The sequence below is a fragment of the Embleya sp. NPDC059237 genome, from assembly GCF_042754105.1.
Taxonomy (GTDB): domain Bacteria; phylum Actinomycetota; class Actinomycetes; order Streptomycetales; family Streptomycetaceae; genus Embleya.
In genome coordinates this window covers 207,750-232,745 of sequence record NZ_JBHZAE010000008.1, presented here as the reverse complement: position 1 = coordinate 232,745, position 24,996 = coordinate 207,750, and the positions used below count along the sequence as shown (strand labels likewise).

At 70.7% G+C, this 24,996-nt stretch carries 27 protein-coding genes and 1 riboswitch; of the genes, 10 read left to right on the top strand and 17 right to left on the bottom strand.

Going from position 1 to position 24,996, the window contains the following annotated elements; translation table 11 throughout:
• Positions 1–84: 84 nt before the first annotated feature.
• Positions 85–1,173, top strand: a complete 1,089-nt coding sequence (locus tag ACFXKZ_RS25830; protein WP_380003352.1) for a medium chain dehydrogenase/reductase family protein — start codon at positions 85–87, stop codon at positions 1,171–1,173.
• Between the two features lie 52 nt (positions 1,174–1,225).
• Positions 1,226–1,420, top strand: coding sequence for a response regulator transcription factor (locus ACFXKZ_RS25825; RefSeq protein ID WP_380003532.1), 195 nt, complete (start codon positions 1,226–1,228; stop codon positions 1,418–1,420).
• A 35-nt stretch (positions 1,421–1,455) separates the two neighbouring features.
• Here ACFXKZ_RS25825 and ACFXKZ_RS25820 read toward each other — a convergent pair whose 3' ends face one another.
• Positions 1,456–2,049 carry an NADPH-dependent FMN reductase gene (locus ACFXKZ_RS25820; protein WP_380003351.1) on the bottom strand — a complete coding sequence of 198 codons (594 nt, stop codon included), beginning with the start codon at positions 2,047–2,049 and terminating at the stop codon, positions 1,456–1,458.
• Between the two features lie 112 nt (positions 2,050–2,161).
• On the opposite strand from ACFXKZ_RS25820, the gene ACFXKZ_RS25815 reads away from it, so the two are divergent.
• Positions 2,162–3,004, top strand: coding sequence for a helix-turn-helix domain-containing protein (locus tag ACFXKZ_RS25815; RefSeq protein WP_380003350.1), 843 nt, complete (start codon positions 2,162–2,164; stop codon positions 3,002–3,004).
• A 54-nt stretch (positions 3,005–3,058) separates the two neighbouring features.
• On the opposite strand, the gene thiC is transcribed toward ACFXKZ_RS25815, so the two are convergent.
• The 4 genes from thiC to ACFXKZ_RS25795 all read right to left on the bottom strand — a co-directional run bounded on the left by thiC (position 3,059) and on the right by ACFXKZ_RS25795 (position 6,420).
• Positions 3,059–4,825 (bottom strand): phosphomethylpyrimidine synthase ThiC, encoded by a 1,767-nt coding sequence (thiC, locus tag ACFXKZ_RS25810; RefSeq protein WP_380003349.1) that lies wholly within the window; start codon positions 4,823–4,825, stop codon positions 3,059–3,061.
• A riboswitch (TPP riboswitch) is annotated at positions 4,817–4,925 on the bottom strand. Its footprint overlaps the gene before it by 9 nt.
• A 51-nt stretch (positions 4,926–4,976) precedes the next feature.
• Positions 4,977–5,177 carry a hypothetical protein gene (locus ACFXKZ_RS25805; RefSeq protein ID WP_380003348.1) on the bottom strand — a complete coding sequence of 67 codons (201 nt, stop codon included), beginning with the start codon at positions 5,175–5,177 and terminating at the stop codon, positions 4,977–4,979.
• A gap of 152 nt (positions 5,178–5,329) precedes the next feature.
• On the bottom strand, positions 5,330–5,995 hold the full coding sequence (tenA, locus tag ACFXKZ_RS25800; RefSeq protein WP_078976268.1) for a thiaminase II: 666 nt from the start codon (positions 5,993–5,995) through the stop codon (positions 5,330–5,332).
• Between the two features lie 107 nt (positions 5,996–6,102).
• Positions 6,103–6,420 (bottom strand): cupin domain-containing protein, encoded by a 318-nt coding sequence (locus tag ACFXKZ_RS25795; protein ID WP_078976269.1) that lies wholly within the window; start codon positions 6,418–6,420, stop codon positions 6,103–6,105.
• A gap of 81 nt (positions 6,421–6,501) precedes the next feature.
• On the opposite strand from ACFXKZ_RS25795, the gene ACFXKZ_RS25790 reads away from it, so the two are divergent.
• The 4 genes from ACFXKZ_RS25790 (at position 6,502) to ACFXKZ_RS25775 (ending at position 9,598) form a co-directional block, all read left to right on the top strand.
• A complete protein-coding gene (locus tag ACFXKZ_RS25790; protein ID WP_126640292.1) occupies positions 6,502–6,879 on the top strand; it encodes a phage holin family protein in 378 nt (125 codons plus the stop codon).
• Between the two features lie 63 nt (positions 6,880–6,942).
• Positions 6,943–8,064, top strand: coding sequence for a cystathionine gamma-lyase (locus ACFXKZ_RS25785; protein ID WP_380003347.1), 1,122 nt, complete (start codon positions 6,943–6,945; stop codon positions 8,062–8,064).
• A gap of 74 nt (positions 8,065–8,138) precedes the next feature.
• On the top strand, positions 8,139–9,038 hold the full coding sequence (locus ACFXKZ_RS25780) for a LysR family transcriptional regulator (RefSeq protein WP_380003346.1): 900 nt from the start codon (positions 8,139–8,141) through the stop codon (positions 9,036–9,038).
• A gap of 98 nt (positions 9,039–9,136) precedes the next feature.
• Entirely contained in the window at positions 9,137–9,598 is a 462-nt protein-coding gene (locus tag ACFXKZ_RS25775; protein ID WP_380003345.1) for an NUDIX domain-containing protein, read from the top strand.
• 21 nt (positions 9,599–9,619) lie between these two features.
• On the opposite strand, the gene ACFXKZ_RS25770 is transcribed toward ACFXKZ_RS25775, so the two are convergent.
• From ACFXKZ_RS25770 to ACFXKZ_RS25760, 3 genes are read right to left on the bottom strand one after another with little or no spacing between them, the layout of a single operon-like run.
• Positions 9,620–10,288 carry a response regulator transcription factor gene (locus tag ACFXKZ_RS25770; protein WP_078976274.1) on the bottom strand — a complete coding sequence of 223 codons (669 nt, stop codon included), beginning with the start codon at positions 10,286–10,288 and terminating at the stop codon, positions 9,620–9,622.
• Entirely contained in the window at positions 10,285–11,625 is a 1,341-nt protein-coding gene (locus ACFXKZ_RS25765) for a sensor histidine kinase (protein ID WP_380003344.1), read from the bottom strand. The genes ACFXKZ_RS25770 and ACFXKZ_RS25765 overlap by 4 nt, the downstream gene beginning before the upstream one ends.
• 23 nt (positions 11,626–11,648) lie before the next feature.
• Positions 11,649–13,817 carry an MMPL family transporter gene (locus ACFXKZ_RS25760; protein ID WP_380003343.1) on the bottom strand — a complete coding sequence of 723 codons (2,169 nt, stop codon included), beginning with the start codon at positions 13,815–13,817 and terminating at the stop codon, positions 11,649–11,651.
• A gap of 820 nt (positions 13,818–14,637) precedes the next feature.
• Here ACFXKZ_RS25760 and ACFXKZ_RS25755 point away from each other — a divergent pair.
• Entirely contained in the window at positions 14,638–15,147 is a 510-nt protein-coding gene (locus ACFXKZ_RS25755) for a nuclear transport factor 2 family protein (RefSeq protein ID WP_380003342.1), read from the top strand.
• A 21-nt stretch (positions 15,148–15,168) separates the two neighbouring features.
• Here ACFXKZ_RS25755 and ACFXKZ_RS25750 read toward each other — a convergent pair whose 3' ends face one another.
• Positions 15,169–15,348 carry a hypothetical protein gene (locus tag ACFXKZ_RS25750; RefSeq protein WP_380003341.1) on the bottom strand — a complete coding sequence of 60 codons (180 nt, stop codon included), beginning with the start codon at positions 15,346–15,348 and terminating at the stop codon, positions 15,169–15,171.
• A gap of 153 nt (positions 15,349–15,501) precedes the next feature.
• Between ACFXKZ_RS25750 and ACFXKZ_RS25745 the strand changes: the two genes are divergently transcribed.
• Positions 15,502–16,386 (top strand): LysR family transcriptional regulator, encoded by an 885-nt coding sequence (locus ACFXKZ_RS25745; protein WP_380003340.1) that lies wholly within the window; start codon positions 15,502–15,504, stop codon positions 16,384–16,386.
• Between the two features lie 12 nt (positions 16,387–16,398).
• On the opposite strand, the gene dnaB is transcribed toward ACFXKZ_RS25745, so the two are convergent.
• Entirely contained in the window at positions 16,399–17,772 is a 1,374-nt protein-coding gene (gene dnaB, locus ACFXKZ_RS25740; RefSeq protein ID WP_126640284.1) for a replicative DNA helicase, read from the bottom strand.
• 422 nt (positions 17,773–18,194) lie between these two features.
• Here dnaB and ACFXKZ_RS25735 point away from each other — a divergent pair, with 422 nt between their 5' ends.
• Positions 18,195–19,610 (top strand): MATE family efflux transporter, encoded by a 1,416-nt coding sequence (locus tag ACFXKZ_RS25735; RefSeq protein ID WP_380003339.1) that lies wholly within the window; start codon positions 18,195–18,197, stop codon positions 19,608–19,610.
• Between the two features lie 69 nt (positions 19,611–19,679).
• Here ACFXKZ_RS25735 and ACFXKZ_RS25730 read toward each other — a convergent pair whose 3' ends face one another.
• The 7 genes from ACFXKZ_RS25730 to rpsR all read right to left on the bottom strand — a co-directional run bounded on the left by ACFXKZ_RS25730 (position 19,680) and on the right by rpsR (position 24,979).
• Positions 19,680–19,889 (bottom strand): heavy-metal-associated domain-containing protein, encoded by a 210-nt coding sequence (locus ACFXKZ_RS25730; RefSeq protein WP_380003338.1) that lies wholly within the window; start codon positions 19,887–19,889, stop codon positions 19,680–19,682.
• Positions 19,890–20,043: 154 nt separating this feature from the next.
• The gene (locus ACFXKZ_RS25725) at positions 20,044–21,006 is read right to left on the bottom strand and encodes a hypothetical protein (RefSeq protein WP_380003337.1); all 963 of its coding nucleotides are present in this window, start codon (positions 21,004–21,006) and stop codon (positions 20,044–20,046) included.
• Complete coding sequence (locus tag ACFXKZ_RS25720) at positions 21,003–22,115, bottom strand: hypothetical protein (RefSeq protein ID WP_380003336.1); 1,113 nt, start codon at positions 22,113–22,115, stop codon at positions 21,003–21,005. The genes ACFXKZ_RS25725 and ACFXKZ_RS25720 overlap by 4 nt, the downstream gene beginning before the upstream one ends.
• Entirely contained in the window at positions 22,112–22,570 is a 459-nt protein-coding gene (locus ACFXKZ_RS25715; RefSeq protein WP_380003335.1) for a DUF4188 domain-containing protein, read from the bottom strand. The genes ACFXKZ_RS25720 and ACFXKZ_RS25715 overlap by 4 nt, the downstream gene beginning before the upstream one ends.
• Positions 22,567–24,120 carry a phenylacetate--CoA ligase family protein gene (locus tag ACFXKZ_RS25710; RefSeq protein WP_380003334.1) on the bottom strand — a complete coding sequence of 518 codons (1,554 nt, stop codon included), beginning with the start codon at positions 24,118–24,120 and terminating at the stop codon, positions 22,567–22,569. The genes ACFXKZ_RS25715 and ACFXKZ_RS25710 overlap by 4 nt, the downstream gene beginning before the upstream one ends.
• A 158-nt stretch (positions 24,121–24,278) precedes the next feature.
• Complete coding sequence (rplI, locus tag ACFXKZ_RS25705; RefSeq protein WP_078976286.1) at positions 24,279–24,725, bottom strand: 50S ribosomal protein L9; 447 nt, start codon at positions 24,723–24,725, stop codon at positions 24,279–24,281.
• 17 nt (positions 24,726–24,742) lie between these two features.
• Positions 24,743–24,979: a 30S ribosomal protein S18 gene (gene rpsR / locus ACFXKZ_RS25700; RefSeq protein WP_020557174.1), complete on the bottom strand. Its 237-nt coding sequence runs from the start codon at positions 24,977–24,979 to the stop codon at positions 24,743–24,745.
• Between the last annotated feature and the right edge of the window lie 17 nt (positions 24,980–24,996).

The following is a 24,996-nucleotide window of genomic DNA, read 5'->3' as shown; positions in this document are numbered from 1 at the left end:
GGAAACCTTGACGGACTACAGGCATGCACTTAAGTTAGAGGCTATAACGAAGGTGATTGAGAGTCACTATCCCCGGGAGATGCCATGACCATCAGTGCGATCGAGACCACGTCCCAGGCCCGGGCCCAGGGCCGGCCCCCCGCCGAGACCACGACCGAGATCGTGCTCCCGGGCGTCGTCGACCCCTCGGGTCTGCAGGTGCGCGAGCGCCCGGTGGCCGAGCCGGGCCCCGGGGAGGTGCTGCTCGCGGTCGAGGCGTCGGGCGTGTCCTTCGCCGAGCAGCAGATGCGCCGGGGCAAGTACTACGACCAGCCGCCCTTTCCGTTCGTGCCCGGCTACGACCTCGTCGGCACGGTGTTGCGGGCGGGCCCCCGGGTGAACGCCTCGCTCGTCGGCCGCCGCTTCGCCGCGCTGACCAAGGTCGGCGGCTGGTCGAGCCGGATCGTGCTCCCGGTCGCCGACCTGGTCGAGGTGCCCGAGGAGGTCGACCCGGCCGAGGCGGAGACGGTGGTGGTCAACGGGATCACCGCGTGGCAGATGTTGCACCGCGTGGCGAAGGTGCGCCGGGGACAGACGATCCTGGTACACGGCGCCAACGGCGGTGTGGGCTCGACCCTGGTCCAGCTGGCCACGCACGCGGGCATCCGGGTGATCGGCACCGCGTCCCCGCGCCACCACGACGCGGTACGCGCGCTCGGCGCCGTCCCGCTCGACTACCGCGCGCCCGATCTGCCGTCCCTGGTGCGCGAGTCGGCCCCCGACGGCGTCGACGCGGTGTTCGACCACGTGGGCGGGGACGGCATCGTCGACTCGTTCCGACTGCTCGCCCGGGGCGGCACGCTGGTCTCCTACGGAACGGCGGCCACGAAGGACCGGCCCGGTTCGTCCCGGCTCCCGGTCCTGGGGCTGATCGCCCGCCTGCTGTGGTGGAACCTGCTGCCCAACGGTCGGCGCACCCACTTCTACAACATCTGGGCCGGCAAGCGCCGCCCGGCCGCGTTCCGGGCCCGCCTGCGCGCCGACCTGACCGAGGTCCTGGCCCTGCTCGCCGAGGGCACCATCACCCCCCAGGTGGCCGCCCGCATCCCGCTGACCCGGGCCGCGGAGGCGATGACGCTGGCCGAGTCGGGCACGATCACCGGCAAGGTCGTCCTGATCCCGGACCCGCGCTGACCGCGACGCCCCACCCCGACACTCCTCCGCAAGTGGCAGGTCGGGAGAGGCGCTGTTCCTGGTCGGCCGCGGCCTGTCCAACAGCGAGATCGCCGCCCGGCTCGTGGTCACCGAGGCGACCGTGAAGAGCCACATGGGCAGCATGTTCGCCAAGCTGGGCCTGCGCGACCGGGCGCAGGCGGTGGTCTTCGCCTACGAGCACGGCGTCGTCGTCGCCGGCGAGGCGAACCCGCCCGGGCCGGCCTGACGACGGCCCGGATCCCGGGCCGTCGCCGTCCCGCCTCATGCCGGATACGGAGTCGACTCCCGCGCCGACCGGAGCGCGTGCGCCCACCAGGACAACTGGTCGAGCAGGACCTTGGCGTAGCCCGGGGCCTCGGGGTCGGTCGGGCGGTCGTCCCGCCACGTGAGGAAGTAGTTCGGGAAGGCCAGGCCGTCGCGAATGGTCACCGCGTGCAGCTCCGTCAGCACGTTCTCCAGGTGCAGCACCGCGTGCCGGCCACCCGCCGCGCCGCCGTAGCTGACGAAGGCCACGGGCTTGGCCGTCCACTGGGTGAAGTGCCAGTCGATGGCGGCCTTCAACGACGCGGGATAGCTGTGGTTGTACTCCGGCGTGACCAGCACGATCGCGTCGGCACTCGCGAGGGCCGACGTCAACGGCGCCATCCCGGCCGGACGGGGATACTCGTCGGCGGGGGCCTTGGGCGATGTCGCGGGCAGCGCCAACGGGATGTCGATCTCGGCCAGATCGACGACATCCACCTCGAATCCGCCGTGGGCACTCACCTGTTCGGTGAACCACGAGGTCACGACCGGGCCGAATCGGCCTTCGCGAACACTTCCGACAATGATCAGCAGCTTGGGCTTGTTCTCCATGCCCACCACGATCCGGCCGCGCCGTGGGGGCAACCAGACCGCGCTCAGGCCGGCCCCCGGGGAGCCACGCTGAGCCCTCCACCGGCGGCGATCGGCGGCCTATGCTCGCGGCATGAGTACGCCGTTGGGGGATTTCATCCGCGCCAAACGCGACAGCGTGCAACCGGAATCACTGGGCCTGCCCGACCGCGGCCGACGCAGGTCGCCGGGACTGCGGCGCCTGGATCTCGCCGCGCGGGCCGGCATCAGCGTCGAATACCTGACCCGCATCGAACAGGGCCGGGACCGCAACCCCTCGGTGTCGATCGTGAACGCGCTCGCCGACGCGCTCAGCCTCGACCCCGCGGAACGGGTACACCTGCGCTACCTCGCGAAGATCAGCGGCGGCGAATGCTCCGCCCATCCCCGGCCCACGCCCACGCCGCAGGCCCGGGAGGTGCGCCCGACCATTCGGGAGACCCTTCGCCTGCTCGAACCGGGCATCGCCGCGGTGAGCAACCGACTGGGCTACGTGCTCGCCCACACCGCCGGCTACGCGTCGGTCATGGGCGCGAGCGGATTGCTCGACGCCGACGCCCCGAACCTCACCCGCTACGTGTTCACCGACCCCGCCGCGCGGACCTTCTTCGTCGACTGGGACGTCGTCGCCGACGAGCAGGCCTTCGACCTCTGGCTCGCCCCCTCGGCGGAGGGCTCCCAGTGGATCACCAGCGAACTCGGGCCCCTCGCCGGACCCGAGTTCACCACCCGCCTGAACCGACACGTGGTGCCCGCACGCGGCGTACTCCGCCTCGACCACCCCTCGGGCCACCGACTCGAACTCAACCGGGAGACGCTCGAACTCGCCTGCGACGACCAGCAGCTGGTCGTCTTCCTGCCGGCGGACGAGGCGACGGCGACAAGCCTGGAGCAACTGCGCCGATCGGGCCCCGGCCGACTCCGAGCGATCTCCTAGCGCCTGTCCGGCCACGGCCCGCGGATACCGGGATCCGCGGGCTCTCGCCGCGACTCAGTCGGCCAGCGGCAGATACACCCGGTTGCCCGAGGCGGCGAACTCCGCCGACTTGGCGCGCATGCCCGCCTCGGCCTCGGCGTCGACCGCCACGACCGCCACGCCGTCGCCGTGTTCCGCGCGGATGTCGTGGGAGATCCGCATGCTGCAGAACTTCGGCCCGCACATCGAGCAGAAGTGGGCGGTCTTCGCCGGCTCGGCCGGCAGCGTCGCGTCGTGATACGCCCGCGCCGTGTCCGGGTCCATCGCCAGGTCGAACTGGTCCTGCCAGCGGAACTCGAACCGGGCATCGGAGAGCGCGTCGTCCCACGCCTGCGCGCCCGGGTGGCCCTTGGCCAGGTCGGCCGCGTGCGCGGCGATCCGGTACGCGATCACGCCCGCCTTGACGTCGTCGCGGTCCGGCAGGCCCAGGTGCTCCTTCGGCGTCACGTAGCAGAGCATCGCGGTACCCCACATGCCGATCATCGCCGCGCCGATCGCCGAGGTGATGTGGTCGTAGCCGGGCGCCACGTCGGTGGTCAGCGGGCCCAGGGTGTAGAACGGCGCCTCGTCGCAGATGCGCTGCTGGAGGTCGACGTTCTCCTTGATCTTGTGCATCGGCACGTGGCCGGGGCCCTCGATCATCACCTGGACGTCCATCGACCGGGAGATCCGGCCCAGTTCGCCCAGCGTCTCCAACTCGGCGAACTGCGCCGCGTCGTTGGCGTCGGCGATCGAGCCCGGACGCAGGCCGTCGCCGAGCGAGTAGGTCACGTCGTACGCGCGCAGGATCTCGGTCAGCTCGGCGAAGTGCGTGTACAGGAAGTTCTCCCGGTGGTGCGCCAGACACCACGCGGCCATGATCGAGCCGCCGCGCGAGACGATCCCGGTCTTGCGCCGCGCGGTCAGCGGCACATAGCGCAGCAGCACGCCGGCGTGCACCGTCATGTAGTCGACGCCCTGCTCGCACTGCTCGATCACGGTGTCCCGGTACAGCTCCCAGGTCAGCTCCTCGGGCTTGCCGTTCACCTTCTCCAGCGCCTGGTACAGCGGCACCGTGCCGATCGGGACCGGCGAGTTGCGCACGATCCACTCGCGCGTGGTGTGGATGTCCTTGCCGGTGGACAGGTCCATCACGGTGTCCGCGCCCCAGCGGATCGCCCACACCAGCTTGTCGGTCTCCTCCTCGATCGAGGAGGTCACCGCCGAGTTGCCGATGTTCGCGTTCACCTTGACCAGGAAGTTCTTCCCGATCGCCATCGGCTCGATCTCGGGGTGGTTGATGTTCGCGGGCAACACCGCCCGCCCGGCGGCGATCTCGTCCCGCACCACCTCGGGGGTCAGGCCCTCGCGGACGGCCACGAACTCCATCTCCGGGGTGATCAGCCCGCGCCGGGCGTAGCCGAGTTGGGTCACCGCCTCGGATCCGGCGGCCCGCCGGGGACGCACCCCCGCGCCCGGCACCGCGAGCCCGGCCGGGGTGAGATCGGCGATCCGGCCGTCGTAGCGCTCGGTGTCGCCGCGCTCGTCGATCCACGCCTCGCGCACCGCGGGCAGACCGCGCCGCACGTCCACCTCGAAGGCGGGATCGGTGTACGGGCCGGACGTGTCGTACAGGCGAACCGTCTCGCCGTTGGTCAGGTGCACCGTACGCACCGGGACGCGCAGGTCCTCGCGCGATCCGGCGACATAGCCGCGGTGGTGGGCGGGGGAAATCGGACCGCTGGTGACCGTCTGCGCGGCGGCGGTGCCGGCGGCGGACAGCGAAGTGTCGTGCGAGGTCATGGAAAGGCTCCCTACGCCGGCATTACCCGGTCAGGTTCTGCGGTCGGCGCGGCCTCAGCGCCCTCTCAGCCCGGTGCCCCGAGCTCCCGTGTATCTCCGTGTGGTGCGCCCCCACCCTGGCACACCGCCGACCGCACGACCAGCGCCGGGTTCACTCCAGTGGATCGCGCGGTCCCCGACCGGCCACCGCCGTACGCGCGAGCACGACCATGCCGATCACCACGAACAACCCCACGACACCCTTGACGAGGACCATCAGAAAGGCCGAGAACAGCCAGATCAGCAACCAGCACAGCAGCACCAGCGCCACCACCGGAACGCCGATGCGCGCCCACCGCGGCCATGTCTCCATCGTCCAACCCCCAAGTCACGCGAACCCACGCGAGACGTGCACACCAGGGGAGCACATTCCCCGGGAGGACACGCCCTACCCGGGAAGCCCGGTTCCGCTCCGCGCGACGGCGGCCCGACGTGCGCCGGGCCGCGCTCCGCCGTACCCCGTGCTCAGACCGGCCAGCGCTCGCCTCGCCACGCGGCGTCCCAGAACATCCACTCGTAGCGCGCGGTGGTCGCGAAGTGTTCCAGCATCCGGGCCCGTTCGCCCGCCGACAGGTCCTCGCCGATCCGGTCCACCAGATCCAGGACCGCGCGCACCGTCTCCTGGAACTCCTCGGCGCCGTACGTGGCTATCCACCGCCCGTACAACTCGTCGGGCGAACCCTTGGCGAGCAGCGCGTCACCCACCCGGGCGTAGATCCAGTAGCAGGGCAGTACCGCGGCCACACCCTCGGCAAACGAGCCGTTGTGCACGGTGGCCATCAGGTAGCTGACGTAGGCGCGGGTGCTGGGCAACACCGGCTCGGTCGCCGTCGCGTCGGCCACCGAGCTGCCGAAGTCGACCATGAAGCCCTCGTGCAGCGACCGCTCCGCCGCGATCGCCCCGGCCGCGTCCTGCGCGAACTGTACGGTCGTCGCCTCGTCCGGCGCCTTGGCCGCGCACACCGCGAGCGCCCTGGCGTAGTCGCGCAGGTAGTGCGAGTCCTGCACGACGTAGTGCCGGAACGCCTCGCGCGGCAGCGTGCCGTCGGTGAGTCCGTGGATGAAGGGGTGGTCGAGGATCGCCGCGTAGACGTCCTCGATCGACGCCCAGAGTTCGTCGCGCAGTGCCATCGGATGTACTTCCCGTCGTCGGATCCCGAGATGCGATTGTCGTACACCGCTCGGTCGGTGGGCGGAGCCGCCGCCTGCGGGAGGGGCCGGGACGTCCGGTCGCGCGCTCACGCCTCCGGCGGGGAGAAGAACACCAGCACGCGCAGCGGTTCGGTGATCCGGTGGAAGTGGTGCGGCACCTTCGCCGGCACGTACACCACGCTGCCGCGGGCGACCGCGGTCGACTCGTCGCCCACGGTCAGCGTGGCCCGACCGCTGATCACCACGTACGCCTCGTCCTGCCCGTGCGGCTTCTGGGTGTCGGTCTCGCCCGGCTCCAGGGCGTACAGGCCCATCGAGAAGTTGCGCTCGCGCAGGAAGCTCAGATACGCGCCCTGTTCGAAGGCGCGTTCCGCGTCCAGGTCGTCGAGGCGGAAGACCTTCATGTGACCAACTCCTTACCGACACGAGCAGACTTATCGTCCAGGCACGAGCGGGAGAGGCCCGCCGAGTGCCAGCATCAAGATATGAAAAGCCTGCTCATCAAACTTGTCGCCAACGCACTGGCCATCTGGTTCGCCGGCTGGTTCGTGTCCGGAATCGATCTCGCCGACGGTGCCTCGGCCGGCACCAGGGCCAAGACGATAATTTTCGTCGCGCTCATCTTCGGGATCGTCAACGCGATTATCAAACCGATCGTGAAGCTGCTCTCCCTGCCGCTGTTCGTACTCACCCTGGGCCTGATCACGTTCGTGATCAACGCGCTGATGTTGTGGCTGACCGAGGCGATATCCAACAAGCTCGATCTCGACTTCCACATCGACGGCTTCGGGGCGGCCCTGCTCGGCGCCCTGGTGATCGGCCTGGTCAGCTGGTTCCTGAGCATGATCCTGGACCGCGACTGACGGCCGTCCGCCACGATGGCTCGGCACGAGGTTTCACGTGAAACAGGCAGCGAGGGAGTCGTGATGGCCGACGAATGGAGTGACGGGACCCGCGCGGTCCGGGTGGGCAGCCCCGGCCACGCCCCGGGCGACCCCTTCCTGCCCGGGCCGGTGTTCGCCGGCACCTACCATCTGCCCGGCGAGCCGGCCGGGCCCTACCAGTATGGGCGCTACGCCAACCCCACCTGGACCGGCCTGGAGACCGCGATCGGCGCGTTGGAGGGCGCCGCCGACACGGTGACGTTCGCGTCCGGGATGGCCGCGGTCTCGGCCGTCCTGCTCGGCCTCACCGGGCCGGGGGACGTGGTCGTGCTGCCCTCCGACGGCTACCCCGCCACCCGCACGGTCGGCGCGCACCTGGCCGCGCGCGGGGTCGAGGTGCGCACCGTGCCAACCGCCGGGGACGAACTGGAACGGGCCCTGCCCGGCGCCCGACTGGTGTGGCTGGAGACCCCGAGCAACCCGGGTCTGGACGTGTGCGACATCCGCCGCGTCGCGGAACTCGCGCACGTCCGGGGCGCGCTGGTGGCGGTGGACAACACGCTGGCCACTCCGCTGGGCCAACTCCCGCTCGCGCTGGGTGCGGACATCTCGGCGGCGAGCGGCACCAAGGCGCTGACCGGGCACAGCGACGTGCTGCTCGGCTACGTCGCCTGCGCGAGCGCCGACCTGGCCGAGCGGGTCCGGTCCTGGCGCTCGCTCACCGGTGCGGTGCCCGGGCCGATGGAGGCATGGTTGGCGCATCGTTCGTTGTCCACCCTCCAGTTGCGGGTGGATCGGCAGGGCGCCAACGCCCTGGCCGTGGCCGAGGCGCTGCTCGCTCGCCCCGAGGTCACCGACGTCCGCCACCCCGCGCTGAAGGGCGATCCGTCCTACGATGTCGCCACCCGTGTGATGCGGCGGTTCGGCTGCGTGGTGGGCTTCACGCTCGCCGACGCGGACACCGCTCGTCGCTTCCTGGGCGCCCTCGAACTGGTCGCCGACGCCACCAGTTTCGGCGGCGTGCACAGCATGGCCGAGCGACGTGCGCGCTGGGCCGGGAACGATGTCGCGGAGGGGTTCGTCAGATTCTCGGCGGGCTGCGAGGACACCGCGGATCTCGTCGCCGACGTGCTGCGCGCCCTGGACGCCGCCTCCCCGGGCTGACCTGCGACTTCGGGCAAGATCACGTGATGTCCCCGGCTCTCGGGAGTGGTCGGGGGACACGAGACGGGGGACCCGTGGACCTGACGCTGTTGCGCACTTTCCTGGCCGTGCACCGCGCGGGCTCCTTCACCCGGGCCTCCGCGTCGCTCGGACTGTCGCAACCGGCGATAACCGCGCAGATCCGCACCCTGGAAAAGCAGGTGGGCAAGCAGCTGTTCGAACGGCTGCCGCGCGGAGTGGCGCCCACCGGCCCCGCCGACGAACTGGCCCGCCGACTCGCCCCGCACCTGGACGCGATCGAGGAGATCGCCGCCCGCGAGCTGCGCGGCACCGACCCGATGCGGCGCACGGTGCACCTGGGCGGCCCCACCGAACTGACCGCGCTGCGCGTGTTGCCGTCGCTGGCCGACCTGGTCCGGCGCGGCCTGCGGTTACGGGTGACCCTGGGTCCCGGCGACACGCTGTTGGCCGGGCTCGCCGCGGCCCGGCACGACCTGGTCATCTCCGACGTGCGCCCGCGTGCCCGGGGGATCGTCGGCACACCGCTCACCGACGAGGAGTACGTCCTGGTCGGCGCGCCGAACTGGGCCTCGCGGCTGCCGCAGAGTCGGATCCGGGCGCAGGGCCCGGCCGCCCTGGACGGGGTGCCGCTGGTCGGCGAGGCCGAGGAGCAGCCGCTGATCCGGCGCTACTGGTCCACCGTGTTCGACGCCAAGCCCACCGCGCCCGCCGCGGTGACGGTCCCCGACCTGCGCGCCGTCCTGGAGTGTGTGCGCGCCGGGCACGGCATCGCGGTGCTGCCGCGCTACCTGTGCGCCGAGGCGCTGGACCGGCGCGCGGTGGTGGCCCTCCTGGAGCCCGAACTGCCGCCGTTGCACACGGTGTTCCTAGCGGTGCGCGAGGGCACGCTGAGCCAACCGCACATCGCGCATCTGCACGGTGAGCTGATCGCGCGCGCCGCGCGCTGGGCATGATCCCTTCGCGTGGGGTGAGACAGGCATAAACCGGCCGCTCCGTCGGAAAGCAAGTCTCAGACGGGGGCAACGCCTGGCGAGAAAGCAGAGGCACGACGATGCGTTCAGTGGTGAAGCGGACGGCACGCGCGATCCTCCTCGACGAGGAGGACCGGATGGTGCTGATCAAACGCACGAAGCCGGGCAGTTCCCCGTACTGGATCACCCCCGGCGGCGGCGTCGAACCCGAGGACACCACGGTCACCGAGGCGCTGCGGCGCGAGGTGTTCGAGGAGTTGGGCGGCAAGATCGGCCGACCGGTGCCCGCGTTCGTGGACACCGTGCCCGAGCCCGGCGGGGTCAAGGTCCAGCACTTCTTCGCCTGCCGGCTCGAATCGATGGACCCCGCGCTGCGGCACGGGCCCGAGGTGGACGAGCCGAACGGCGAGTACGACATCGTGCGCGTGCCGTTCACCCCGGCCGGACTGGCCTCGGTCGGGCTGGTACCGGCCAGCCTCGCGGCCTATCTGCGGGCCAACGTCGAGGGCATCCACACCCTGCTCGCGGGCGATCTGGGCTGACGTGCACCGGGACGCGGGAAGTCAGCCGCGTCCCGGTCGAACCATCCCCGACTCGTAGGCGATCACCACGAGTTGCGCCCGATCGCGCGCGCCGAGCTTGACCATCGCCCGGCTGACGTGGGTCTTGGCGGTCAGCGGTGACACGAACAGGTGCTCGGCGATCTCGTCGTTGCTCATCCCGGCCGCGACCAGCGACAACACCTCGCGCTCACGGTCGGTCAGCGCCTCCAACCGGTCCGGGGCGGCCACCTTGGGCTCGGGCTGGGACAGGAAGCGGGCCACCAGGGCCCGGGTGGCGCCCGGCGAGAGCAGCGCATCTCCCGACGCGACGGTCTTGATCGCCTTGAGCAGGTCCTCGGGATCGGTGTCCTTGACCAGGAACCCGCTGGCCCCGGCCCGCAGCGCCTCGAACACGTACTCGTCGACCTCGAACGTGGTCAGCACCAGCACCCGCACCCCCGCGAGATCGTCGTCGCGCACGATCCGCCGGGTCGCCTCCAGGCCGTCCATGCCGGGCATCCGAATGTCCATCAGCACCACGTCCGGGGTGGTCTCCCGGGCCAGCGCCAGCGCCTCGGTGCCGTTCGCCGCCTCGCCGACCACCACCAGCTCCGGGTCGCTGCCGACCAGCACCTTGAAGCCCGAGCGCACCAGCAGTTGGTCGTCCGCGATCAGCACGCGCACCGTCATGAGGACTCTCCTTCGCGGCGCGCCGCCGGCGCGCCCTTGTGGTGCGGCAGCACCGCGTGTACCGAAAACCCGCCGTTGGGGCCGGGACCCACCGCGAGCGAGCCGCCCACGGCGACCGCCCGTTCCCGCATGCCGAGCAGGCCGTGGCCGGTGCCGTCGGCGCCGCCCGTGCGCCCCGGCTCGGGGGTGCCGCGACCGTCGTCGAGCACGTCGACCTCGACCGCGTGCTCCCCGTAGACCACCCGCACGATCGCGGTGGCCCCGTCGCCGGCGTGCTTCATCGCGTTGGTCAGCGACTCCTGGACGATCCGGTACAGGGCCAGGCCCACCGGCGCGGACGGGGTCCGGTCCTGGCCGGACTCCTCGAGCAGCACCGGCAACCCCGCGTTGCGGTAGGACGCCACCAGCGACTCCACGTCGTCCACCCCGGGCGTCGGCTCGGTGGGCAGGTCGTTGTCGCCGTCCTGGCGCAGCACGCCCAGCGTGGTGCGCAGTTCGGCCAGCGCGTCGCGGCTGGCCACCTTGATGTGTACCAGCGCCTCCTTGGCCTGCGGCACGTCGCGATCGATGACGTGCGCGGCCACGCCCGCCTGAATGTTGATCATCGCGATGCTGTGTGCGACCACGTCGTGCAGCTCGCGGGCGATGCGCATACGTTCGGCGGTGACCCGGCGCCGGGCCTCGTCCTCGCGCTCCTGCTCGGCGCGGGCGAGGCGGGCCTGTACCTCCGCCCAGTAGGCCCGCTTCGCGCGGACCGCCTCGCCGATCGCGACCGGCAGATACATCCAGATCCCGGACAGGTACTTCTCCGGGGACAGGAATCCGTCGGGGGTCAGGCCTATCCGCATCGCGGTGTGCAGCAGGGCCACGCCCGAGGCGATCAGCACCGAGCGGCGCAGTTGGCCGCGGGCGGCCACGGTGTACAGCGCCACCATGGTCGGCATCAGGATCGGCCCGTCGAGGCCGTCGGCGGCCAGGTAGAAGATCTGGCCCGCCTCGGTGAGCACCAGCACGGTCAGCGGCCAGCGCAGCCGGCCCAGCAGCACCAGGCAGGTGAGTGCGCCGATGGCCAGGTTGAACGCGTCCGGGCTGCCGGTGGTGTCCTGCCGCCTGGTCGAACCGATCGCGCCGCCGATCACACACAGCAGCACCAGCGCGACCAGCAGCACCTCGCCCAGCCACGGCCGACAGCTCAGGCGCCGGGAGAACGACTTGGGCAGCGGCAACAACCAGGGCTCCACCGACTCGACTGCCCGGGTGCCCGTGCCGGCGCCGGTTCCGGCCCCGGACGCGGGAAGACCCCGCACGGCAACTCGCGCGGGGCCTTCCGCAGCCATCTGCTCTCCTCGGTCCTACCGGGTCACCGGTCCCCGGCGAACACCGGCTTCCTGTCCTCCTCGCCCCGGCCGACCCGCCCCGTCGCCCGGTCGCCGTGTCCCGGCCACCACGCGGCGTGCCCGATCAGGGCGGTCACCGAGGGCACCAGGAACATCGACATCACGAACGCCGAGATGCAGATCCCGACCGAGACCGCGAAGCCCATCTGGGTCATCATGTCGATGCCCGCCATCATGAGCGACGCGAACGTCCCTGCCAGGATGACACCCGCGGCGGCGATCGAGGGACCCGCGTGCTCGACGGCCAGCGCCGCGGCCTGCCTCGGCTCGTGTCCCTCCTTGGCCTCCTCGCGCAGGCGGGCGACCATCAAGATGTTGTAGTCGGTGCCGATGGCGACCACGAACATGTAGATCATCACCGGCAGCATGAACATCACGCCGGAGTTGCCGGCCAGCGTCTGGAAGACGAGAACCGTCGCGCCGATCGTCGAGATGAAGCCCAGGACCACCGCCAGCATCAGGTACCACGGGGCCACCACGCTGCGCAGCAGCAGGCCGAGCACCAGCGCGATCAGCAGCCCGGCGACCGGGAAGATCACCGACAGGTCGCGGTTGGTGGCCTCGCGGATGTCGGTGAAGGCCGCGGTCTGGCCGCCCACCATCGCCTTGGTGCCCTCCGGCTGGTGGGCGTGCGCGAAGTCGCGCAGCGGGTCGATGCTGTCCAGCGCCTTGTTCGCGAACGGGCTCTCCTTGAGCACGATGGCGATCTCGGCGGACATCCCGTCGCCGCTGACCTTGACGTGCGAACCCTGGGCATCCTCGCCGGCCTCGTTCAGGTCGCCGACGCCCTCGACGCCCTTGAACGACAGGGCGAAGCGCTCCGCCGCGCCCTTGTCGATCGGCTTGCCGTCGGTGCTCTCGAGGTAGATCTGCGTCGGGTTGAGCGTGCCCGCCGCGAAGTCGAGCTGCATGTCCTTCATCGACTTGGCCGACTCGGTGTCCCCGGGCAGCTGACCGAGCTGGTCGTAGTCGGCCTTGAAGTTCAGCGCGCCGGCGGCGAAGGCCACCATGACCACGCCGGCGACCAGGGCCACCGCGACCGGCTTGCGCCCGACCAGGCCGCCGATCCGGTGGAAGGCGGTGCCCTTGGGCTGGTGCTGCCAGGTCTTGGACGGCCAGAACACCTTCGGGCCGATCAGCGACACCACGGCGGGCACCAGGGTCAGCGCGGCGATCGCCATCACGATCACCGCGATGGCCAGACCCGGGCCCATCGACTTGAACGAGCCGAACGTGGCGAGCAACATCGCGCCGAAGGCGATCACCACGGCGCCGGCGGCCGAGGCGATGGCCTCGCCCACCCGCTCGACGGAGACGATCATCGCCTCCTTCTTGTCGTCGCCCGCGCGCAGTCGTTCGCGGTAGCGGAAGAGCAGGAAGAGGATGTAGTCGGTGCCGATGCCGAACAACACCACGATCAGGATCGTGTTCAGCGACTGGTCCACCTGCAGGCCGGTGGCCTTGCCGACGATGGCGATCACGGGCGAGGCGACCATCGACACCAGCGCGACCATGATCACCGGCAGCAGGGCCGCAATCGGACTGCGGTAGATCGCCAGGAGCAGCACGATGATCAGCACGATCGTGACGATGCCGACGATCGCCTCGGCCTTCTTGAAGGCGTCCTCGTTGTCGACGTTGATCGCCACGCTGCCGGTGAAGCCGAGCTTGAGGTCGGTCTTTTCGACCATCGGCTTCGCCTTGTCGCGGAGCTTCTTCAGCGCCTCGTTGACGAACTTGTCCTGCTGTTCGCCCTTGATGTAGGCGGTGCCCAGGGCGATCCGGTCCTTGGCGGCGCCCGCCTCGACCTTGGAGACGTGCTCGACGCCGGCCGCGCCCAGCCTGCCGGTGATCTCCTTGACCGTGCTCTTGTCGGCCTCGGTCAGGTTCTTGCCGTCGGCACGCTTGAAGACCAGCAGCGCGGTCTGCTCGGTGGACTGCGGGAAGGCCTTCTCGGCGAGGTCTTGGGCCTGTACGGACTCGTACTTGCCGGGCAGGAAGCTCGACTGGTCCTGGTTGGTCAGGTCGCTCAGCTTCGGCGCGAACATGACAAGGGCGATCGCGGCTATCAGCCAGGCCGCGATCACCTTCCAGGGGTTGTGGACGACGAGCCTGCCGAGTCGTCCGAACATTGATCTCTCCTCGGTCGCGTGGGCGATCCCACGGTGTGACCGGCCCCCGAGGACGCCTTGTGATCCGATTCACAAGGCGTGCCGATCGCCGCACGAACCGAGAGAACGCTGGTGGTGTCAGCTTCGACGGTAGGCAGGCGGCGCCGACCACTTCAAACGAAATCGGGCCTCGGAACACAAGTTCCGCCCCCGGGACTACAGCCGTGCACCGCCCTCGCAGACGCCTCCGCGACCTCCTACTCCAGCGGGAGTAGACACATCTCGTGCCCGGGGATGAACGTCTCCGCACTCGGGTTCGCGCGAAGACCGGGCACGAACACCCGGCACGAGGACCAAGCACGAACCCACCGCACACCAAGCGCGACCGGACACGATCACATCCATGCGGCGGGCCCCGAACAGACCCCGTGCCCCGGGACCCGCCGTAGGGGAAGCGAGCGGTCCGCGGCCTTCCGGGGGAGGGAGCCCGTGGACCGCCGCCGCCTCCCCGGTACACCCGCCGCCCGTCGGAGATCCCGGCCACGCACGCCGCCGCACGCCGGGGCGGAGGGCGTCCCGACGGGCGGCGGCTGTCGGAGGGGCGGGGTGCGCGAGCGCGAGGCTACGCGGCGGCGGGGTACGCGACCGGCATCACGCCGTGCTCCTTCGCGGACACCGGGAAGCAGTGCGCCGAACCCCCGACCCGAGGTGGGCCAAGCCTCACCCCGGCCTGCTCACCCCCGGCGCCGGACCGATCACCCCCTCGACCACCCCCACTCACCCCCGATCCGCACCGAGGCTGGAGGGGAGCCCGACCAGAGCCACCACCCGAGGAGTCCGGATGTTCGTCACCCGCCCCACCGCACTCACCGCCGGCACCACGGCCGACACCGCCACGATCATCCGCGAACTGCGCGACCGGGCCGAGATCGTGGACGCACTGCTGCGCTTCGGCCTCGGCTTCGACCTGAAGGACCGGGACCTGTTCCGGAGCGCCTTCACCCCGGACGCCGAGTTCGACTTCCGCCCGGTCGCCGCCGAACTCGGCCTGGAGGTACCGGTGATGGTCGGCATCGAGGCGATCGAGGCGGTGCACTTCAACCCGGACGTCCGGCTCGACACCACCCACACGGTGGACAACACGCGCATCGAGATCACCGACGACCGGGCCCGCCTGACCGCCCTGGTCGAGGCCCAGCACCTGCCGACCGGCGACCACACGCGACACCTGCTCCTGAAAAACCGATACGCCGTCGACCTGGTCCGCACCGGCGACGCCTGGGCAATGCGTCACCTGTACGTGGAGAACATCTGGCGCACCGGCGACCCGAAGGTCCTGATCGGTGCCTGACCCCGACCGGCCGGGGCGGCCTCAGCCCGCCGCCGGCGACGCGAGCGGGGTGGCCTCCCCGGGAGCGGTCGCCGGCTTCGGGCCGGGCCGCATCAAGATCGTGACGAGCACCGCGGCCACCACGCCGACCAGGCCCGCCACGAGGTAGGTCGCCTGGACACCGGCCACCGCCGCCGAGTGCGCCGCGCCGTCCACCAACATTCGGCGCTCCGGCGGGGCGGCGTGCACGAGGGCTGTTTCCGGCGAAGGCGACGGGGCGGGGGCAGGCCCGGGGCGGCTCCCCGGCACCCAGTCTGGGCAGCGCCCTGCCAGAAATCCAACAGATTGGAATTCTGAAAGCTAGAATCCACAGTCATGGAACTGAGGCAGCTCGAATACTTCGTCGCGGTCGCCGAGGAGCGCAACTTCACCCGGGCGGCCGAGCGGGTGCACATCAGCCAGTCGGGGGTCAGCGCGCAGATCCGACAGCTGGAACGCGAGCTGGGCGCCGAGCTGTTCGAGCGCTCGGCGCGCGGCGTCACGCTCAGCGTGGCGGGCAAGGCCGCGCTCGAATACGCCCGCGCCGCACTGGCCGCCGCCGGATCGGTCGGTCAGGCGGTCGGCGAGGTGACCGACCTGATCCGGGGCCGGGTCACCGTCGGCATGGTCATCGGCTGCACCATCACCCCGCTGTTCGACGCCCTCGCCGCCTTCCACCGGGCGCATCCCGGGGTGGAGATCGCGCTCCAGGAGGACAACTCCGAATCCCTCACCCACGACGTCCGCACCGGCGCCACCGACCTGGCCCTGATCGGAGTCGCCGCCACCACGCCCGAGGACCTGGAGGCGATGACGATCATCAACGAACGTCTCGTCGCGATCTTCCCGCCCGACCACCCGCTGGCGGCCCGCTCCCGGATCACCCTGTCCGACCTGACCGCCCACCCGATCACCTGCATGCCGCCGGGCACCGGCCTGCGCACCGTCCTCGACCGAGCCTGCGCGGCCCGCGACCTGCACCCCAAAATCGCGCTGGAGGCGAGCGCCGCCGACGCGATCGCCGACCTCGCCGCCCGCGGCCTGGCGGTCGGCGTCCTCAGCCAATCCATGGCCGCCCACTACGCCGACCGCCTGCTCGCCCGCACGATCACCGACGTACAAACCCCGGCCCTGCTGGCCCTGGTCTGGAAACACACCCACAACCCGGCCGTCCGCGAACTCCTCACCCACACCCGCAGGGCCTTCACCCCACTCCCGTGACCGACCCGGGTCTCAGCTCTGGGCCATGTCCACGAAGCGCGAGTAGTGACCCTGGAACGCCACGGTGATCGTCGCCGTCGGGCCGTTGCGGTGCTTGGCCACGATCAGGTCCGCCTCCCCGGCCCGAGGCGACTCCTTCTCGTACGCATCCTCGCGATGCAACAGGATGACCATGTCGGCGTCCTGTTCGATCGAACCACTTTCACGAAGGTCGGAGACCATCGGCTTTTTGTCGGTGCGCTGCTCGGGGCCGCGGTTGAGCTGGGACATCGCGACCACCGGGACCTCCAGCTCCTTGGCCAGGAGCTTGAGGTTTCGCGACATCTCGGAGACCTCCTGCTGGCGGTTCTCGGCCCGGCGCGAGCCGCCCGACTGCATCAGCTGGAGGTAGTCGATGATCACCAGGCGCAGGTCGTGCTTCTGCTTGAGCCGGCGGCACTTGGCCCGGATCTCCATCATCGACAGGTTCGGCGAGTCGTCGATGTACATCGGCGCCGCGGTGACCTCGCCCATCTTGCGTGACAGCCGGGTCCAGTCGTCGTCGGTCATGCTCCCCGACCGCATGTGATGCAACGCGACCCGCGCCTCCGCCGACAGCAGACGCATCATGATCTCGTTGCGCCCCATCTCCAGCGAGAAGATCACACTGGAAAGCCCATTCCTGATCGAACATGCCCGCGCAATGTCCAGTCCCAGTGTTGATTTGCCCATGGCGGGGCGGGCGGCGATGACGATCATTTGGCCGGCGTGGAGGCCGTTGGTGAGGGAGTCCAGGTCGGTGAAGCCGGTGGGGATGCCGGACATCTGGCCGCCGCGGGAGCCGATCGCCTCGATCTCGTCGAGGGCGCCCTCCATGATGTCGGCCAGCGGGGCGTAGTCCTCGGTGGTGCGCTGCTCGGTGACCTTGTAGACCTCGGCCTGGGCGTTGTTGACGATGTCGTCGACCTCGCCGTCGGCCGCGTAGCCCATCTGCACGATCCGGGTGCCCGCCTCGACCAGGCGGCGCAGCACCGCCTGTTCGCGCACGATCCGCGCGTAGTACTCGGCGTTGGCCGCGGTCGGCACGGACGAGATCAGGGTGTGCAGGTACGGGGCGCCGCCCACCCGGCCGATCTCGGTGCGCTTGGTCAACTCGGCGGCGACGGTGACCGCGTCGGCCGGTTCGCCCCGGGCGTACAGGTCCAGGATCGCGTTGTAGACGAGCTCGTGGGCGGGCCGGTAGAAGTCGACCGGCTTGAGGTTCTCCACGACGTCGGCGATCGCGTCCTTGGACAACATCATGCCGCCGAGGACCGACTGTTCGGCCGCGATGTCCTGCGGCGGGGTCCGCTCGAATCCTTCGCGGGCCGGTTCGGGCCGGGCCTCTTCGAACTCGGAGACGCTCATGCCCGGGGTCTCCTTTCGACAAGGCGCGCGCGAGATCGCACCGCAATCACCGTGTCCTTCATACGCCACACGGCCGACAGAATCGCCGCACGACGCGGCATGCGGCCCTTCACCGTACGGGTGGACCCCCGACCGGCCAAGGCGGTCATACACAGGGCCTGTGGATAACTGTGGACAACCTGTGGAGAGGGACGGGTCCAGCTGTGTACAAGCTGTGCGCAGTCGGCCGTCAACGCTTCGCAATCATGTCCACAAACTGGCTCTGACCTGCGAGTTCTCTATCCACCGGCTGTGTATGTGAAAAACTGTTGGGCGAATCATGCGGCTATCGCCCCACGTGTGCACCCGCGTACGCCCCGCGCTCGCCGGTAATGACCAGAACGGCATTGTGCCCCTTACCTGTGGATGACTACCGTGGACGGGTGCCGTCCACCCCCTCCTCGCCGACAAACCCTCCGGCGACCGATCCACAGTCACTCGATCCACAGCCGCTCGATCCACGACCCGACACCGCGCCCACCCCCGCCCTCCGGCCCCGGACGCACGACCGCGACATCCTGCGCCTGGCCGTCCCCGCGTTCTTCGCCCTCGTCGCCGAGCCGCTGTTCGTGCTCGTCGACTCGGCGATCGTCGGCCGCCTGGGCACCCCGCAGCTGGCCGGGCTCGGCGTCGCGGGCGCGATGCTGACCACCCTGGTCAACCTGTGCGTGTTCCTCGCCTACGCGACCACCGCCGCCGTCGCCCGGCTGCTCGGCGCCGGCGACCCGCGCGCCGCGATCCGCCAGGGCCTGGACGGCGTCTGGCTCGCCGCGCTGCTCGGCCTCGCGCTGACGGTGGTCGGCCTGGTCACCGCCCCGTGGATCGTCGCCGCCTTCGGCGCCTCCGACAGCGCGACCCCGCACGCGGTGACCTACCTGCGGATCGGCTCGCTCGGCGTGCCGGCGATGCTGATCGTGCTGGCCGCCACCGGCGTGCTGCGCGGCCTCCAGGACACCCGCACCCCGCTTCTGGTGGCGGTCCTCGGCTTCACCGCCAACCTGCTGCTCAACCTCGGCTTCGTGTATGGCCTGCACTGGGGAATCGCCGGATCCGCGTGGGGCACGGTGATCGCCCAGACCGGCATGGCCGCGGTCTACCTCGTCACGGTCGTACGCGGCGCCCGTCGGCACGGCGCCTCGCTGCGCCCCGACCTCGCCGGCATCCGTGCGTCGGCCGGCGCCGGCGCACCGCTGTTCGTGCGCACCGTCAGCCTGCGCGCGATCCTGATCGGCGCCACCGTGGCGGCGACCCGGATGGGCGACACCTCGATCGCCACCCACCAGGTCGCCTGGCAGGTGTGGACCTTCCTCGCCTTCGCCCTCGACGCCCTCGCGATCGCCGCCCAGGCGATCGTCGGCCGGGCCCTGGGCGCGGGCGACGCGACCGGCGCCCGCGCCGCCACGCGCCGGATGCTGGTGTGGGGGGTGTGGACGGGGGCGCTGTTCGCGATCGTGGTGGTCGCGGCGCGTCCGCTGTACATCCCGCTGTTCACGGCCGACCCGGCGGTGCGTCACCTGTTGGCCGGCGCGCTGCTCGCGGTCGCCGCGCTCCAGCCGGTGGCCGCCGCGGTGTTCGTCCTGGACGGGGTGCTGATCGGCGCGGGCGACGGGCGCTACCTCGCACTCACCATGCCCCTCGTGCTGGCCGCGTTCTGTGCGGCCCTGGGCACGGTGCTGGCCCTCGGCGGCGGCCTGATCGCGATGTGGTGGTGGGCGATCGGCACCTTCATGCTCGCCCGGGTGATCCTGCTCGGCCATCGGGTCCGCGCCGACGCGTGGCTGGTGACCGGCCGCCGCTGAGCGCGCCCGCGCCGATCCCCGAAGGCGAACCCGCCGTCCCGCCGGCGCGACCGACGGGACGGCCTCGCCTCACGCGCCGACGACCTCGTAGCCCGCCTCGACGACCGCCGCGCGCACCGCGTCGGGGTCCACCGGCTGCGCCGACGTCACGGTGACCAGACCCGAGGCCAGTTCGACCACGACATCGGTCACGCCCGCCACCTCCGAGACCTCCTCGGTGACGGAGGACACGCAGTGACCGCAGGTCATCCCACTGACGGTGAAGGTGGCGGTGCTCATGACGGTGATCCTTTCCTCGACGCGGAGACCATCGTCGGCTCCACGACCACGAAGCTATACCCCATGGGGGTATCAAGCAAGCCGACCCGACCACTCTTTCGAGCGCTTTCACCACCCGCCCCGACCCTTGCCCGAACCCGTCCGTCCCACCCCCTCAATCCGTCAACCGCGCCGACCGCACCGGCTCGCCCACCGGCCGCCCCACCCGGAACACCGCCAGCGGCACCGCCCCCACCAGGCCCGCCACCTCCTCGGCCGTCCGCGCGCAGTCGATCAGCTGGCTGAGCGGATGCGTCGCGTAGCCGTGCCGGGCCAACGTCAACCAACACCGGAACAACCCCCGCCCCGGCTCCAGCAGCTCGGCCGGATCCCCGGGCGCGACCGGCGCGGTCACCACCAGCACACTCCCGTCGTAGCGCAACACCCCCCGCGAGGACGCCGCCAGCGCCCGCGCCAACCCCACCGGCCGCAACACCCGATACGCCCCCGGGCGCAACACCGCGTGCAGCGCCCGCGCCTCCATCCCGGACAACGCCAACGCCGGCCCGGTCAACCCGTCCCGCGCCGACTCCCGCCCCGCCCGCAGCCGCAACCACCGGCGCAACTCGCCGACCAGCGCCGGATCCCCGAACATCCACCGATCCGCCTCGTCGAGCAGCGGCGCCAACGCCCGGGTCCCACCCCGCCACAAACCCGCCGACCCGGCGAACGCGCCCACCGCCTCCGCGAACACCGCGTCCGGCAGCACCCCCGGCTCGTACGCCCCCCGCGCACTGCGCCGCCCGGTCAGCTCCGCCGCCGTGAACGGCGTGCGATAACACTCGTCCGCCCGGACGAACCGGGCCACCACCCCCCGCTCCCGCTCCGGCACCCCCGCGTACTCCACCCGCAACGGCACACCCAGCGCCGCCGAGGCGATCGAGAACGCCTCCACGAACGCCCCCAGCCCCAGGAACAGGTCCCGCTGCCCGGGATCACCGACCGGCAACGCCCGCGCCGGATCCCAGGACAACGCGTAGCCCAGGGCGCCGCTCGGCGCCACCGTCCACGGCTGGGTGTTGTGCGCGCTCGGCGCCCGCCCGGCCAGCCGGAGCAGATCCGCGAGTTCGGTGCTCATCGGGCGCTCCCGACCGGCTTCGCGTAGAAGGTGTGTCCGTGCAACTCCCGCCCGCCGATCCGGCGGTACTGCGCCGCCGACGCCTTGTTGTCGTCCTCGACCCACGTGCTGCGCAACGTGTCGTAGCCGCCCGCCCGCAGCGCCCGATACTGCTCCCGCGCGAGCAGGGTGAGATAGCCGCGCCCCTGGGCCTCGGGCACCGTGCCCTTGATGATCAACACCGCCTCCCGGCGATACCGCCCCCGGGTCGCCAGCAGCCGCAGCTGGTTGCCCAGGTGCAGATCGCCGCGGGTTCGGATCAGGAACTCCGAGATGTCCGGCACCGCGAGGGTGAACGCGACCGGCTCTCCGGCCCGCTCCAGCCAGAGCAGCAGCGACTCGTCCAGCAGATACGCCAACCCCTCGGTCTGCGCCCGAAGTTCGTCCAGGGCGATCGGCGTGTAGTAGCCCAGCTGCGCAAAACTCGCGTTCAACATCGTGTGCAGGATCGGCAGTTGCTCGGCCAACCGTCGCCGCGACCCGCGCCGGATCACCAGTTGCTCGGCGGCGATCCGTGCGTCGTCGAACACATACGTCGCCGCCGGATCGTCCACCCGCTCGGCCAACCCCGGACAGATCCACGTCGACGCCGAGAACCGCCGGGCGAATCCGGCCCGTTCGTAGGTCTCCGGATACCGCGCCGGATTCCACGCCGAGTCCACGAAGCCCCGCTCGGTGAACCCCGACGTGATCACCCCGCCGGTCTGGTTCGGCAACAGCGCCACGGGCCCGAACAGGGTCTGCGCCCCCGCCCGCACGGCCCGCTCCTCGATCAGCTCCACCAGCCGGGCGAACACCGCCGGGTCCTCGGCGAACTCGGTGAGCCCGAACAGCTGATACCGCCCGCCCAACTTGGCGTCGAACCGCGCCTCGGTGTGCGTACAGGTGCGCCCCACCACCCGCCCGGCCCGATCGCGCACCAGATACAGCTCGATCCCGGCCCGCGCCCACCGCCGCACCTGATCGCGCGGCACCGGCACGTAGCGGTCCCTCGGGTGCAACCGCATCGGCAACGCGCAGAAGTCGCGCAACGCGCGCCGGGACCCCACCCGCTCCACGGTGAGCGTCACGACCTCTTCGCCTTCCGGTGCACCGGCGGACCGCTCTCCTCGCGGCCGATCGGGGTGAACTCCTCGATGTGCGCCATCTCGCGCCCCTCGGCCCGCCACTCACCGTTGCTGTACCCGCCGGGCTGCGCGTCGAAGAGGCGGATGAACCCCGCCGTGCCGTTGCGATCGCCCCGATCGGTCATCCAGCACATCAGATCGCGGTGCGCGGTCGTACGGGCGAACCGCAGCAGCGCCTCACGGTCGGCGAACACCGCGATGGTGCCCAGCGTGAACGGCCCCTGCAGATAGACCTTGTGCCAGCGGTAGCCGTCCATGCGCTTCATCGTGCGCACCATCCGCAACCATGGCCGGGCCAGCGAGAGCAGCGAACGCAGACCGCTGTAGTGCGTGGCCCCGATGAACATCGCCTCACCGCGCGCCTGCGGCGGCGCCGCCGAGAAATCGGTGGTCCTCATCGCTGCTCCCCTTCCACGGGCTTGACGAGATAGACGTTCTTGATCCGGGTGGTGCCGCGCAGGAACGGCCCGGTCCGGAAGTCGTGGACCAGCACCCGTACATCGGCCGCGGTCGGATCCTCCGCGAGCGACTGCGCGAAGTCCCGGCTGACCCGGGCCAGATGCCGCACCACGCCCTCCCGGCACACCAGGGCGAGCTTTTCCCGATCCGCCTCGTCCAGCGAAGTACCGTCGCGCAGTTGCAGGTTGACCACCGGCCGGCTCTCCAGGTCGGCGTACTCGTCGACGGTCAGGCAGAACCCCTCCAGGTGCGCCGCCATCGGGTTGTCCCGGTAGAGCCCGTACTCGACGTCCTGCGGATAGATGTTCGCGCCCATGTAGGAGATCGTGCTGTCCTTGCGGCCGAACAGCAGCAGCAGTGGCAGCCGCATGCCCTCCACCCGCGCCGCGCGCTCCCAGTCGGCCCACGCCTCGCGGTCCGGCCGGATCATCTCCTCGACCTCCGGGAAGGTCAGCAACCGGCCCTCGTCGCCGATGTTGTAGCGCACCTTCGGACTCATCACCGCGGTCGAGTTGATCGTGCAGATCACCTCGTCCTCGGCGTTGGTCTCCAGGTAGGTCTCCAGCGGGTTGTACTGGAACACCATCGGCACCCGGCCCTCGTCCGGCCCCAGCATCCGGGTGCGCAGCCGCTCGTCGGTCAGCAGCCGCTTGCGCAGCCACACCGTCGCGTCGCTCTCGCCGGCCATCCCTATGGTCAGGTCGGAGGCGCCGTAGCCGGAGCGCACCTTGACGAAGCGCTCCTCCAGGTAGTCGCGCAGCGCCTCGGTCATGCCCTCGCCGCCGACGAAGCCGTACATCCGGTGCCGGGTCCAGTCGAAGCCGTCCGCGTCCAGCCGGTCGCGCAGGTGCTTGAGGAACGGCGGGTACGCGGTGACCAGGTAGGTGAAGCGCGGCCCGAAGTGGCGCAGCGTGTCCACGATCTTGTCGATGTCGGGGCCGGTGTTCTTCACCATCGCCACCCGCGCCATCGCGATTCCGGTGTTGGTGCCGGTCGCCCACGCGCCCATCGAGTAGGCGTTGATCACGAACAACTTGCGCCGGGGGAAGACCATCGACGTGTAGCCGGCCACGTTGCGGTGCACCGACTTGAGTTCGCGGCGCGAGCGCAGCCAGTTGTGCGGCGTCCCCGAGGAGCCCGACGACTCGTCCACCACCGTCCCGGCCACCTCCAGGGCGCCCAGCCAACAGCGGCTGTCCTCGGGATACGCCTTGACGTAGTTCTCCTTGGACGTCTCCGGATACGACGCGAGGTCGAACCAACGGAAGCGCCACCGGTGCCGGCGCAGGAAGTCGCGGTAGGCGGGCACGTCGAGCGCGGCGAACTGGCAGGTCATCCACGCGTGTCGACGGGCGAACCGCTGCATCCACGGCCGATAGTGGGTGGCGGTCCAGCGCCACACCACGGGATGGACCCGGTAGAGCTGATACAGCCCGGTCAGCGCGAAGCTGACCACGCGCAGCAACCACTGTCGGATGAATCTGGCCATGACCGCCCGCCCCTTTGCCTCGCCGGCCCACCCGGCGTGTACGTCCAGACTGGGCCTCGGGGGGCGGGCGCGACATGAGTACCACTACTCATTCGGTACTCGGAAAACGCCGAACGGCCCGATCCCGCAAGGGGATCGGGCCGTTCGGGTGGTTCGGGTCAGGCGGGCACGACGTCGAGGTCGAGCGCGGCCGACACCTCCTGGTGGAGGCGAACCGTGATGCGGTGCGACCCGACGGTCTTGATCGGAGTACCGATCTCGACGCGCCGCTTGTCGATGTCCGGACCGCCGGCGGCCTTGATGGCCGCGACGACGTCCGCGACGGTGACCGAGCCGAACAGGCGGCCCGTGTCGCCGGCGCGCGTCTGGAGCGTCACCTTGAGACCCGCGAGCCGACCCTTGACCTCGGTGGCCTGGTCGAGCGTGCGGATCTCGCGAACCTTGCGGGCGCGACGGATGGCCGCCACGTCCTTCTCCCCGCCGCGGCTCCAGCGGATCGCGTAGCCGCGCGGGATGAGGTAGTTGCGGCCGTAGCCGTCCTTGACCTCGATGATGTCGCCGGGCTCACCGAGACCGGTCACCTCGTGGGTGAGGATGAGCTTCATGACAAGATCACCCTTTCTCAGCGAGCAGTGCTGGTGTACGGCAGCAGCGCCATCTCGCGGCTGTTCTTGACGGCCACGGCGACGTCACGCTGGTGCTGCGTGCAGTTACCGGTCACGCGACGAGCGCGGATCTTGCCACGGTCGGAAATGAACTTCCGCAGCAGGTTGGTGTCCTTGTAGTCCACATAGGAGATCTTCTCCTTGCAGAACACGCAGACCTTCTTCTTAGGCTTGCGCGCAGGCGCCTTCGCCATTGTGCTCTCCAGATCGT

Coding starts and splice junctions, on each gene's coding strand:
- ACFXKZ_RS25710 (WP_380003334.1), bottom strand. CDS start 24,120: ATGGCCAGATTCATCCGACAGTGGTTGCTGCGCGTGGTCAGCTTCGCG.
- ACFXKZ_RS25830 (WP_380003352.1), top strand. CDS start 85: ATGACCATCAGTGCGATCGAGACCACGTCCCAGGCCCGGGCCCAGGGC.
- ACFXKZ_RS25765 (WP_380003344.1), bottom strand. CDS start 11,625: ATGGCTGCGGAAGGCCCCGCGCGAGTTGCCGTGCGGGGTCTTCCCGCG.
- ACFXKZ_RS25750 (WP_380003341.1), bottom strand. CDS start 15,348: ATGTTGGTGGACGGCGCGGCGCACTCGGCGGCGGTGGCCGGTGTCCAG.
- rplI (WP_078976286.1), bottom strand. CDS start 24,725: ATGAAGCTCATCCTCACCCACGAGGTGACCGGTCTCGGTGAGCCCGGC.
- ACFXKZ_RS25820 (WP_380003351.1), bottom strand. CDS start 2,049: ATGGAGAACAAGCCCAAGCTGCTGATCATTGTCGGAAGTGTTCGCGAA.
- ACFXKZ_RS25760 (WP_380003343.1), bottom strand. CDS start 13,817: ATGTTCGGACGACTCGGCAGGCTCGTCGTCCACAACCCCTGGAAGGTG.
- ACFXKZ_RS25725 (WP_380003337.1), bottom strand. CDS start 21,006: ATGAGCACCGAACTCGCGGATCTGCTCCGGCTGGCCGGGCGGGCGCCG.
- ACFXKZ_RS25785 (WP_380003347.1), top strand. CDS start 6,943: ATGGCCGACGAATGGAGTGACGGGACCCGCGCGGTCCGGGTGGGCAGC.
- ACFXKZ_RS25790 (WP_126640292.1), top strand. CDS start 6,502: ATGAAAAGCCTGCTCATCAAACTTGTCGCCAACGCACTGGCCATCTGG.
- ACFXKZ_RS25775 (WP_380003345.1), top strand. CDS start 9,137: ATGCGTTCAGTGGTGAAGCGGACGGCACGCGCGATCCTCCTCGACGAG.
- dnaB (WP_126640284.1), bottom strand. CDS start 17,772: ATGAGCGTCTCCGAGTTCGAAGAGGCCCGGCCCGAACCGGCCCGCGAA.
- ACFXKZ_RS25730 (WP_380003338.1), bottom strand. CDS start 19,889: ATGAGCACCGCCACCTTCACCGTCAGTGGGATGACCTGCGGTCACTGC.
- ACFXKZ_RS25755 (WP_380003342.1), top strand. CDS start 14,638: ATGTTCGTCACCCGCCCCACCGCACTCACCGCCGGCACCACGGCCGAC.
- ACFXKZ_RS25815 (WP_380003350.1), top strand. CDS start 2,162: ATGAGTACGCCGTTGGGGGATTTCATCCGCGCCAAACGCGACAGCGTG.
- ACFXKZ_RS25715 (WP_380003335.1), bottom strand. CDS start 22,570: ATGAGGACCACCGATTTCTCGGCGGCGCCGCCGCAGGCGCGCGGTGAG.
- ACFXKZ_RS25805 (WP_380003348.1), bottom strand. CDS start 5,177: ATGGAGACATGGCCGCGGTGGGCGCGCATCGGCGTTCCGGTGGTGGCG.
- rpsR (WP_020557174.1), bottom strand. CDS start 24,979: ATGGCGAAGGCGCCTGCGCGCAAGCCTAAGAAGAAGGTCTGCGTGTTC.
- ACFXKZ_RS25745 (WP_380003340.1), top strand. CDS start 15,502: ATGGAACTGAGGCAGCTCGAATACTTCGTCGCGGTCGCCGAGGAGCGC.
- ACFXKZ_RS25770 (WP_078976274.1), bottom strand. CDS start 10,288: ATGACGGTGCGCGTGCTGATCGCGGACGACCAACTGCTGGTGCGCTCG.
- tenA (WP_078976268.1), bottom strand. CDS start 5,995: ATGGCACTGCGCGACGAACTCTGGGCGTCGATCGAGGACGTCTACGCG.
- thiC (WP_380003349.1), bottom strand. CDS start 4,825: ATGACCTCGCACGACACTTCGCTGTCCGCCGCCGGCACCGCCGCCGCG.
- ACFXKZ_RS25795 (WP_078976269.1), bottom strand. CDS start 6,420: ATGAAGGTCTTCCGCCTCGACGACCTGGACGCGGAACGCGCCTTCGAA.